A 6330-nucleotide genomic window follows, 5' to 3' on the forward strand; every position below is an offset into this window, starting at 1 on the left:
CGAAAAGACGAAGCGAAGCGCTTCGTCTCCGCGCTGTCAGTCCTTCAGCAACCGCAGCGGATGCGTCGCCAGCGTCCACGCGCTTTCGAACATGCGCTCGACATCGGCCGAACCGACTTCCTCGGCCCGCGCGATCTTCCACGCCGGCTGATTGTCCTTGTCGACGATGCGCGCGCGAATCCCCTCCACCACGTCGCCGCGACCGAACGTCGTGCGCGTCAGATCGAGATCGCGGCGCAGCGTTTCGGCCATCGTCGAGAACTTGGCGCGGTCGACTTGCTGCAGCGACACATCGACCGATAACGGCGAGCGCTCGCGCAATTCCAGCGCCGTGCGCTCGGCCCACTCGCTGGTGTCGCGATCGAGCGAAGCCAGAATCGCCGCGCCGTTGCCGACCGCGAAGTGCTTGTCGATGGGCGTGCGCGCCAGCGCGAACTCGCAGCGATCCAGCGTCGGCTGGACCTTGAACTTCTGCGTTTCGCGCTCGATGAAGCGCACGATATCCACGCCGTCCATGAAGCGCTGATGCCGCAAGTCCTCGATCAGGCCCGGCAGCGCGCCATCGTCGAGATAGGCGTCGGCCATGCGCGCGTAGAGCGCGTCGGCGGCGCTCATGATCGAACCGGTCGCCGCCAGATAACGGCCAATCGCGCCCGGCGCGCGCGCCAGGAACCAGCTCACGCCAACGTCCGGAAACAGCCCGATGCGCGTCTCCGGCATTGCCATCTTGGTCGTCTGCGTGACGATCCGCAGGCCGCCCGTATGATGCGCGCCCTGCGAAATGCCCATGCCGCCGCCCATCGTCACGCCGTTCATCACCGCGATATACGGCTTCGGGAACGTGAAAATGGTGTGATTGAGCTTGTATTCGTCGGTGAAGAACGAGTCGATCGCGTCGCGGTCGCCGGCCTTCGCCGATTCGTACAGAAAACGGATGTCGCCGCCCGCGCAGAACGCATGCGCGTGCGGGCTGTACACCACGACCGCGCGGATCGCGTGATCATGGCGCCAGGCGCGCAGGGCCTCGCTGATCGAGCGCAGCATCGGCGGGGTCAAGGCATTGAGCGCCTTCGGACGATCGAGAGCAATGAAGCCGATGCCGTTGGCGGTGTCGATACGGATATCTTCGGTGGTCATCGTGTCTGGTTGAGGGTCGGTTCGCGGTTTCGCCCGTTTCTCATCGAATGCTCGCTTCATGCCGATGGACACGTCCTGCCTGCCCTACGCGCACTTGCGCACTTGCCTACGCTGCTGCGAAACCCTGCAAGGCATTGTCGGCACCGGCGATTTTGAAGTCAAACGCGAATTCGCGAATTCGATAGCGCGCATATCCGCGCCCCGACACCGAACTCAGACGATCAACTTGCTGTCGTCGTCCTGCTGCTGCGTTGCGCCGTAGAGCGGGTCATCCGACTCGCGCAGCACGACCGAAGCAAACACGATGCACAACGCCAACACCATCAGGCCGAGCGCGGCCCAGATGAGCCATAGCGCATTGGATTCGACGAGTGTATGCAGAAAGGAATGAAACATTGGCGACCCCGCGCGATTTTTATAATGGATGCCCGATAGAGCGAATGCCATCGAGCAAGGAGCGTGCCGTGCGAATCGCGTCGCAAGCGGCCGAGTAAACCTGAAGTGAGTCGATGGTACTCCGACTCGCCCCGATGCGTAAGGATATGTAACGCACAAGGAAAAAATAACGGCTCATGCGCGACCTTGCCGCTAGGTGGCTGCGTATCGCGTACAAGGAAGCTCTTACATCAGCGCGTGTAAGAGCGGTGAATGGCGTTCACGCCAGCACGCGGCCCGGCGGAAAATGGCCGCTTTTAAGCAGCACCGGCGAACCCTTGGTCACGCGCAAATGTTCGCGCGCCACGGCTTCGATTCGCGTGCGTCCCGCATCGAACGCGTTGATCCAGCCGGCGCGATCATAGGTCTCGGCGCCGAAATGATCCTCCAGCGCTTCGACGGAAATCGCGCACGGCACGCGCTGGCCATCGACGAGCGCGGCGAATTCCACGGTGAGATTGACGTCCCGATAAGCGGGCGCGTCCGGAAGAAAATCGATGTTCATGATGGCCTCATTGCACGGGCGCGTGGCCCGAATCCCGAAGCGCGTTCGACGCGGCGCGTGGACATTCGTTCGAGGGCGCGCGGCTTCGTCCGCGTGAATCGATGAGGCGGATATGGTACTCGCGCTGCCGTCCCGCGGTCCAGAACGCGATCAAACGGTCAGCACGTCTTCGGTGACGTCCACGACGAGCAGCGAACTCGCCAGCGGATCGGCGTAGTTGAAATCCAGATGCCGGCTCATTTCCCGCACGCGTTCGCAGATTCGGTCGCGCGCGGCTTCCGGCAATCCGGGATAGGCGCGCAGCACGCGCGCATCGAAACGATAATGCACGCCCCACGCGATATTGCCGGGATGATTCGCCACCCCGCCCGTGCGCCAGCTGACGAACAGCGCGGGCGTCGCTTCGTGGCCGATTTCCGCGACATCCGCGCCGCTGGGAAACAGGTCGATGAGACAGTTCGCGACGTCGTACAGCACGGCATGACGGAGTTGTGCGGGACGCATCATGGTCAGCCCGTCGCCCGCAGCAGGCGGTTATATTCGCGCGCGGATTCCTCGACGTAGCCGAGCGCTTCGCGTTCGGTCTGAAAGCGCCGCTCCGGACCGAGATCGACGAGCGCCTCGAAGCGATGCACGTCGTCCGGACCGCCCGGCGCGAGAATGACCGAGCCGACGTAGATCGGCGCGCCATCGCCCTCTTGCGACTGCACGAGCCGCGCCGACGTGCTGATGTAATACCCGCGATACGGTCCCGAGACTCTTTCTGCCATGCTCTCACCCTCCGTCTTGTTGGAACGCCCGCCGCGTTGCAAACGGTCGTTCATATTTATAAGGTGCGCTTTTCGGAAATTGGTTCAGCCTGCGCGAGCGTCCCCGCTACGGCGGCGACACGATTCCGTTCGCAAGGCGCGCGCCTGAATCGGCACGGTCACGAACGCTTACGTGTGGCGTAAGGCGCCTGTGGGACAATGCCCATCTCGAAAAAGTCGCGGCGTGCGATTCGAACCAGGCGTGCGCCTACCATCCGTATCCAGAGGTGAAGTTGAAGATGATGCAAGACGTTCGGCCCACGCGCCGATTTTCCATTCGTGCCGGGTTGCGCGTCGCGAGCTGCGGCGCGGCGGCGCTGGCGATTACGAGTCTGGGCGCGTGCGCGTCGTCGAACGATGCGTCGCTCATCAATCTGCCCGATGGCCAGACCGGATACGCCGTCAATTGCAGCGGCGCGGACGCAGGCTCCAGTTGGGCGAGTTGCTACGTGCTCGCCGGCAAGAAGTGCGGCGCGACGGGTTACGACATCGTCTCCAAGGACAACGAGGAAGGCGGTCCGACCGGCGGCGGCATCACCAACGTGATTTCGGCGAACGTGAAAAATCGCTCGATGATCGTGCGCTGCAAATAAGCCAAGCCAAGAGCGCGTCAGTGCGCGCTCATTTTCGAGAACGCGTTCAGCACCACGACGCCCGATACGATCAGTCCCATGCCGATGACAGCCGCAAGATCCGGCGTCTGCTTGAAGAAGAGCGTGATCAGCACGATGCCCGCGCCCGACCACACCGCATACACGATGCCCACCGGCAGCGTGCGCAGCGACAGCGACAGCGAGAGCGACAGCAGATAAAACGACACGCCATAGCCGACGACGACGACGGCCGCGGGAATCGCGCGCGTGAAGCCATCGAAGGCGCGCAGCGCGGAAGTCGCGATCACTTCCGCGACGATCGCAATGGCGAGTAGCACATAAGCTTGCGAACGCATCGGTTTGAATCCTCTTGTTGTCGTCCGGTTCGATTTTGCTGTGTCTAGCCGCGCGCCAGCGAAAGCGCGCCGAAGTCCTCGCCGCGCACGGCGCACAACGCTTCCACGACGAACTGATGATCGTCGCGCTGACGCAGGCCCGACACCGTCACCGAGCCGATCACGCCCGCGTTCGCCACGCGCAGCGGAAACGCGCCGCCGTGCGATGCGAACGCCGATGCATCGAGCCCGTACTTCTCCGCGAGCGTCGCGCCCGCCTGTTGCAGCGCCAATCCGATCGCATACGAGCTGCGATGGAAATGCGCGACCGTGTTCGCCTTGCGCTCGGCCCAGCGCGCGTTGTCGGGCGTGGTGGCATCGAGCGCGACGTGAAACAGCACGCGCCCGAATACGCGAATGTCGATCACGATGGCCGCATCGCGAGCGAGCGCCATTTCACGCAGTTGCGTGCCGAGTTGCCACGCTTCGTCGGCGTGGAATTGCGGGAACGTCAGCACCCGTTCCTGATGCGCGATGGTTTGCAGATCGTGAGCGATATCCATGAGTGCGTCTCCCTGAATGTCTCGATGCACATGCGTCGTCGCCGTTTGATTCTGACATGCGCGTGTGAAGGCGAAATGCCTGGCGCGGTCACGAACCGGATCAAAAGCGACGTGGTGACGAGTTGCGCTCGCGATGCGCACGACGCGCAAATGCAGCGGCAAGAAAGCAAAAAGCCCGGCTCGTTGTTGTGCGTGCCGGGCTTTTTGATTGAATACTTGACGGAAGACTGAACCGTTAATGGTTGCGGGGGTAGGATTTGAACCTACGACCTTCGGGTTATGAGCCCGACGAGCTGCCAGACTGCTCCACCCCGCGTCCGTCGAAGAAAAAATTATAAGTCATCGCTTACCCGGACGCAATGCCTGCTTTGGTTTTTTCCATGCACGCGTGCGAATCGTGCTGCGTCGAATGGTCTCTATAACCATGGGCATCGCGTAAAGCGACTTGGGCTGCGTGGCATAATCGGCCGTCTTCCAGGCACTTATTTTCAGGTATCGAACGCGGCATGTATTCCATGCGTCGAGGCATCGTGGGACGAGTCGGCGGGTTCGCGGCATTGTGCGCGATCCTGCTGCTTTCGCTCGCACCGCTCGCATCGCAACTGCTCGCGCATGCGCAAATCGATGCGCCGTTGTGCGCATCGAATGCGCGCGAGCATGGCGTGGTGTCGCACAAAGCGCACGATAAACACGACGCCATCGCGCAACTCGAAGCCTGCGGCTATTGCAATCTCGCCGCGCATGCATCGACGCCGTCTGTCATCGCGCACGCATCGGATCGTGCGGTTCACGCGCGCAATGCTTTCGTCGATATCGCGTTCATCGGTTCGCCGCGCATCGCGCCGCGCACGTACAGGCGCTCGCGGGCGCCGCCCTTCATCGTCGATCCGAAGCGTCTCACTCGCGCATCGACGCGCGATACGAAGAACACGCTCGCCGCGAGATCGATCGCGATATCGACCTCGCGCGAGCGAACCAGCACTCACGACATGAAAACAAGCACACTCGCCACGCGCGGCCTGCTCGCCGCCGTGCTTCTGGCCGCGGCGCAACTCGCCTCCGCTCACGCCATCCCGAAGGTCCAGCAACCCGGACCGGGCGCGAAAGTCAGCGCGCCGCACGAAGTCACCATCGAATTCACCGAAGCGCTCGAGCCCACGTTCAGCGCGATGTACGTGACGACCGAAAGCGGCACGCAGGTAACGACACACAAATCCACCATCGATCTCGACGACAAGAAGATGATGCGGGTGTCGCTGCCCGATCTTCAGCCGGGCGTCTACACGGTGCAATGGAAGGCCTTCGCCGCCGATGGCCATCGCACGCAAGGTCACTACAACTTCACGATCAAGTGAGACCACAATGAAAAAAATCGCTGTTCTGCTGGGCGTCGTCATCGGCGCGATGCTGCCGCCGGTCACTCACGCCGCCACGCTCGACGCACATGACTGCTGGGTCCGTGCGATGCCGCCGAGCCTGCTCTCGTCGGGTTACTTCGTCGTCTCGAATAACGGCGACAAGCCCGCGACGCTCACCGCCGCCAGTTCGCCCGCCTTCGGCATGACGATGATGCACAAGTCCGAAAACAAGGGTGGCACCGCGACGATGGAGATGGTTTCGTCCGTCGATGTCCCCGCGCACGGCGCGCTCGAATTCAAGCCGAAGAGCTACCACCTGATGATGGAACAGCCGCCGAAAGCGCTGCAGGTCGGCTCGACGATTCCGCTGCAACTCACCTTCGCCGATAAGTCCACGGTCGATCTGAAGTGCGCGGTGAAGTCGGCCGCGACGGTCGGCAACTAAGCGATTCGCATCACGCGACCGATAAAAAAGCCGCTCTTCGGAGCGGCCTTTTTGTGCGCCCAGCATGGGCGCACTCTTGCGGGTGCAAGTCGCGCGGCAAGTTGACCACAGCGAGCGAAGTGAAGCGCAACTGCGGAAGGGCGACCGACC

The 6330-nt window shown here is 62.6% G+C and carries 11 protein-coding genes and 1 tRNA gene; 4 read left to right on the forward strand and 8 right to left on the reverse strand.

Annotation, left to right across the window (positions count from 1 at the left end; all coding sequences use genetic code 11):
• Nucleotides 1-36 precede the first annotated feature (36 nt).
• The 5 genes from BVER_RS04135 to BVER_RS04155 all read right to left on the reverse strand — a co-directional run bounded on the left by BVER_RS04135 (nt 37) and on the right by BVER_RS04155 (nt 2847).
• Complete coding sequence (locus BVER_RS04135; protein ID WP_050452203.1) at nt 37-1137, reverse strand: enoyl-CoA hydratase/isomerase family protein; 1101 nt, start codon at nt 1135-1137, stop codon at nt 37-39.
• A 213-nt stretch (nt 1138-1350) separates the two neighbouring features.
• On the reverse strand, nt 1351-1533 hold the full coding sequence (locus tag BVER_RS04140) for a hypothetical protein (protein ID WP_050452204.1): 183 nt from the start codon (nt 1531-1533) through the stop codon (nt 1351-1353).
• Nucleotides 1534-1792: 259 nt separating this feature from the next.
• Nucleotides 1793-2077, reverse strand: coding sequence for a DUF1488 family protein (locus tag BVER_RS04145; RefSeq protein WP_050452205.1), 285 nt, complete (start codon nt 2075-2077; stop codon nt 1793-1795).
• A 150-nt stretch (nt 2078-2227) separates the two neighbouring features.
• Complete coding sequence (locus tag BVER_RS04150) at nt 2228-2584, reverse strand: hypothetical protein (protein WP_050452206.1); 357 nt, start codon at nt 2582-2584, stop codon at nt 2228-2230.
• A gap of 2 nt (nt 2585-2586) precedes the next feature.
• On the reverse strand, nt 2587-2847 hold the full coding sequence (locus tag BVER_RS04155; protein ID WP_050452217.1) for a hypothetical protein: 261 nt from the start codon (nt 2845-2847) through the stop codon (nt 2587-2589).
• A gap of 278 nt (nt 2848-3125) precedes the next feature.
• On the opposite strand from BVER_RS04155, the gene BVER_RS04160 reads away from it, so the two are divergent.
• Nucleotides 3126-3479, forward strand: coding sequence for a hypothetical protein (locus BVER_RS04160; RefSeq protein WP_050452218.1), 354 nt, complete (start codon nt 3126-3128; stop codon nt 3477-3479).
• Between the two features lie 17 nt (nt 3480-3496).
• On the opposite strand, the gene BVER_RS04165 is transcribed toward BVER_RS04160, so the two are convergent.
• Nucleotides 3497-3835 (reverse strand): DMT family transporter, encoded by a 339-nt coding sequence (locus tag BVER_RS04165; RefSeq protein ID WP_050452207.1) that lies wholly within the window; start codon nt 3833-3835, stop codon nt 3497-3499.
• Between the two features lie 44 nt (nt 3836-3879).
• Nucleotides 3880-4377 (reverse strand): heme-degrading domain-containing protein, encoded by a 498-nt coding sequence (locus tag BVER_RS04170; protein WP_050452208.1) that lies wholly within the window; start codon nt 4375-4377, stop codon nt 3880-3882.
• Here BVER_RS04170 and BVER_RS04175 point away from each other — a divergent pair.
• Nucleotides 4363-4608, forward strand: a complete 246-nt coding sequence (locus BVER_RS04175) for a hypothetical protein (RefSeq protein WP_157055923.1) — start codon at nt 4363-4365, stop codon at nt 4606-4608. The two genes, BVER_RS04170 and BVER_RS04175, sit on opposite strands and share 15 nt — an antisense overlap.
• Nucleotides 4609-4616: 8 nt before the next feature.
• Here the strand turns inward: BVER_RS04175 and BVER_RS04180 are convergent.
• Nucleotides 4617-4693: transfer RNA gene (locus BVER_RS04180), tRNA-Met, on the reverse strand.
• A gap of 190 nt (nt 4694-4883) precedes the next feature.
• On the opposite strand from BVER_RS04180, the gene BVER_RS36180 reads away from it, so the two are divergent.
• The gene (locus BVER_RS36180) at nt 4884-5732 is read left to right on the forward strand and encodes a copper resistance protein CopC (protein WP_370444180.1); all 849 of its coding nucleotides are present in this window, start codon (nt 4884-4886) and stop codon (nt 5730-5732) included.
• A gap of 7 nt (nt 5733-5739) precedes the next feature.
• Nucleotides 5740-6180 (forward strand): copper chaperone PCu(A)C, encoded by a 441-nt coding sequence (locus tag BVER_RS04190; protein ID WP_050452210.1) that lies wholly within the window; start codon nt 5740-5742, stop codon nt 6178-6180.
• Nucleotides 6181-6330 lie beyond the last annotated feature (150 nt).

Source organism: Candidatus Burkholderia verschuerenii, from assembly GCF_001189365.1.
GTDB lineage: Bacteria > Pseudomonadota > Gammaproteobacteria > Burkholderiales > Burkholderiaceae > Caballeronia > Caballeronia verschuerenii.